This is a genomic window from Aeromonas sp. QDB18, from assembly GCF_027705325.1.
Classification (GTDB): Bacteria; Pseudomonadota; Gammaproteobacteria; order Enterobacterales; family Aeromonadaceae; genus Aeromonas; species Aeromonas caviae.
Genome location: NZ_JAPDBQ010000234.1, coordinates 1 through 3,231 on the forward strand (window position 1 = coordinate 1; position 3,231 = coordinate 3,231).

Annotated in this window: 3 protein-coding genes; 2 read left to right on the forward strand and 1 reads right to left on the reverse strand. The window is 60.4% G+C overall.

The features are described from left to right. Window positions 1-181: 181 nt before the first annotated feature. Window positions 182-781, forward strand: a complete 600-nt coding sequence (locus OKC30_RS20300) for a Yip1 family protein (RefSeq protein ID WP_029314835.1) — start codon at window positions 182-184, stop codon at window positions 779-781. A 114-nt stretch (window positions 782-895) separates the two neighbouring features. Here the strand turns inward: OKC30_RS20300 and OKC30_RS20305 are convergent, their stop codons facing one another. Continuing rightward, window positions 896-1,228, reverse strand: a complete 333-nt coding sequence (locus OKC30_RS20305) for a hypothetical protein (protein WP_160837519.1) — start codon at window positions 1,226-1,228, stop codon at window positions 896-898. A gap of 383 nt (window positions 1,229-1,611) precedes the next feature. Between OKC30_RS20305 and OKC30_RS20310 the strand changes: the two genes are divergently transcribed. Beyond that, window positions 1,612-3,105: a histidine-type phosphatase gene (locus OKC30_RS20310; protein WP_270662556.1), complete on the forward strand. Its 1,494-nt coding sequence runs from the start codon at window positions 1,612-1,614 to the stop codon at window positions 3,103-3,105. Window positions 3,106-3,231 lie beyond the last annotated feature (126 nt).

Sequence of the window (3,231 nt, forward strand, 5' to 3'; positions counted from 1 at the left end):
CAAGCAGAGAAAATCGATACAGAACAGGACCTTGGAAGGAGTTTTAAAGGGACTCAACGCTTAAGGTCCTGTACATGTGCCATGGCAAGCGATGGAGCCACCAGCGCCCGGACATGACGCAATCAGAGGAGAAAGCCCGGTATCGATCCGCCAACCACCGATGTAGAGAAGGAATAACGCTATGATATTGAATCACTTATGGGGATTGTATGCCCATCCCCACACCGAATGGCATACCATAGACGAGCGGCACGACAGCTTCAGAAACAGTCTGACCCACATCCTGCTCGTGGCCCTTATCCCTCCCATCTGCGCCTACTATTCCGCCGTTCACATCGGCTGGAGCATCGGGGTCGGCGATCCCATCACCCTGACCGCCAACAGCGCATTCAAGCTGTCGGTCGCCATGTACGTGACCCTTATCATCGGCGTGCTGGCACTCTCCTATCTGGTGCACTGGATGGGGCATACCTTCGGCTCGGATCCCAGCTACACGACCTCGCTGGAGCTGGCGGCCTACACCTCCACGCCACTCTTCATGGTGGGCTTCTCCGCTTTCTTCCCGCATCTCTGGTTCGTGATGCTCATCGGTTTGGTCGGGCTGACCTATTCCGTCTACCTGCTCTATATCGGCGTACCCATCCTGATGCACATCACCAAGGAGCAGGGATTCATCTACGCCAGCTCAGTGGTGACGGTCGGCCTGGTGCTGCTGGTCTGCGTGCTGGCTGCCACGGCCATCCTGTGGGGATCCGGCTTCGGTCCCGTCTTCACCCAGTAGCCGTGCGTGCCGACGGCAACGACGACAAGGGCGCCTTGATGGCGCCCTTGTCGTTGATCTCTCGCCTGGTCGGCGTGTCTTTGCCAGACCCGGGAGGGAAGTCGTCTGCGTTGATCAGCGGGGATTGCCGCTGCCGATGCCGAACGGGATGCGGTAATCGCTGCTCTGATCGCCGAGGCTGACGGTCAGGTTGCCCTGGGCGCGGCTCGGGATCTGTACCTGTTGGGTACCCATCAGGTTGGCGTGGACGGAGGCCACCAGATCACCGGATTCATCGCGCACCTCCAGCATGGGGTTGGCCTTGCCGGCCATGGCGGCGCCAGCATGCCAGTTCACGAACAGCACACCCGGGGTGGCATTGAAGTCGGCGGGGACGGAAGCCTGGGCAACACCGGCACTCATCAGGCCTGCAACGGCCAGCATCTTGATCACGTTTTTCATGTTCATTCACTCTCTTGGTTTTTATGTCATTGGCAAGGCCTGACAGGCCTGCATCAATGCATCCTTGCAAGAGGTCATTCAAATGGTGTGTTGTTTTGTCACGGATGTTTGTCGCCCATATGTATGGGGGACTGCCATGAACGACCAGTTGTTTTGCGGCTTGGCGCTCCTGCCTAAGCGATGTGTGAATATTAAGCGCCTCACCCGGTCATTGTTAGCGAGATAAACTGGCCTACACGTTCAAAAAATATGAATGATGTTTTGTGGGGAGGAAGCAGGCCGGTTGGAGGGGAGTCACCCTTCAGGAGAGAGGTGCATGTCCCAGACCTGACACCGGATTGTCACATCCGGTGCGTACTGTGCGGCTTCATTTTCACACTGGTTCAAGGATGACTATGTTTCGCGTCTCTTCCCTTGCCGCCTGCGTGGCGGCCACCCTGCTGAGCGGCTGCCATTCGGGCAACGACTCCTCCTCGCCTGCCGTCGGCGACTATCAATACAGCACCAAGGCGGTCTATGCCGCCCGTCAGGCAATGAACAGCTATGAGGTGGCCCCTGAAGGCTTTAGTCCCGTCTTCACTGAACTGGTGGCACGCCATGGCTCCCGCTCGCTGTCCAGCCCCAAATACGATGTGCTGACCAAGCTGGTGTGGGAGGAGGCCGCGAGACAGGGGGCCTTGACCGAGCTGGGCCAACGGCTCGGCGCCAAGGTGGACGCCGTCACGGCCGCCAACCAGACCCTCGGCTATGGCCTGCTGAGTGCGCTCGGCAAGGAGGAGCACGCCAACCTGGCGACCCGGCTCGCCGAACGGCTGCCCACCCTGCTGACCACTGAATCGACTCCCCTCTGCCTCAAGGTCGAGACATCGGGCAAGGATCGCGCCAACGAAAGCGCCTACTTCTTCATGCAGAGCCTGGCCAAACGGGTCTCTCTGGTGACGGACAGCCCCGACTGTTACGTCAGCCAGGAGAACCCTTCCGAGATCGACAAGGGGCTGCGCAACAAGTTCGAGCTCTACTTCCACAAGACCGAGCCGCAGGGGGAGTACACCCGGTATCTGCCCACCTTCCAGGCCTATCAGGCCTTTGTCGGGGACGAAGACAACGGGGTGGCTCCCGCTCCCGAGCTGACCGAGGCCCTCGATGCGCTCAAGGCCCTGCCCAGGACCCGGGTGATGGCCCGCGAGATGCTCGAGCGTCTCTACAGCAAGGCCTTCGTCGACGAGCTGGCCGCCGGGGTGGATTATGTGGCGGTGAACCCGGAAGACGGCGGCAAGACCCATGTGCGCGACGAGGTGGACGCCGCCCTCATGCTCTACAACCTCTTCATCATCGGCCCGGGGATGATCCGGGAGGCGCAGGCACAAGGCGGGTCCTGGGATCTCGAGCAGTTCATCACGCCAGAGGAGTCTGCCTGGTTCTCCTACCTTTCCGATGCCGAGGACTTCTACGAGAAAGGACCGAGTCTTGCCAGCCAGAGCGCCACCTACGCCGTGGCCCAGCCCCTGCTTGACGGCCTCTTCAACGAGGTACAGACCCAGGTGGTGGAAGAGGCGGGCGAGCATGTCGCCAAGCTGCGCTTTGCCCATGCGGAGACCCTGATCCCGCTGGCGGCCCTGATGAAGCTGGCAGGGAGCCGCCAGAGCGCCCAGCCCGGCGTGTTGATGAGCCAGGAAAACAACGAATGGCGTGGCGGCTGGGTCTCTCCCTATGCGGCCAACATCCAGTGGGATGTCTACCGCAACGAGGCCGGCCGGGTGCTGGTGAAGATGCTTTACAACGAGAAGGAGCTCGCCTTCAAGGCAGGTTGCGCCCCCATTGCGGTGGGCAGCTTCTTCTATGACTTCGGCGAGCTCAAACGCTGTTACGACTACTCGTCCTGACGCTCTCGTGCCATCCCCGGGGCCGGTCATCGCCGGCCCCGATTTTTTTTGGTTCTTCGCGGGATCCTGGGAAAGTGGAAGTTGACAGACAGAGTGCTGGTAAACTGGTTGTCGCCAAACACACCA

Coding starts and splice junctions, on each gene's coding strand:
- OKC30_RS20300 (WP_029314835.1), top strand. CDS start 182: ATGATATTGAATCACTTATGGGGATTGTATGCCCATCCCCACACCGAA.
- OKC30_RS20305 (WP_160837519.1), bottom strand. CDS start 1,228: ATGAACATGAAAAACGTGATCAAGATGCTGGCCGTTGCAGGCCTGATG.
- OKC30_RS20310 (WP_270662556.1), top strand. CDS start 1,612: ATGACTATGTTTCGCGTCTCTTCCCTTGCCGCCTGCGTGGCGGCCACC.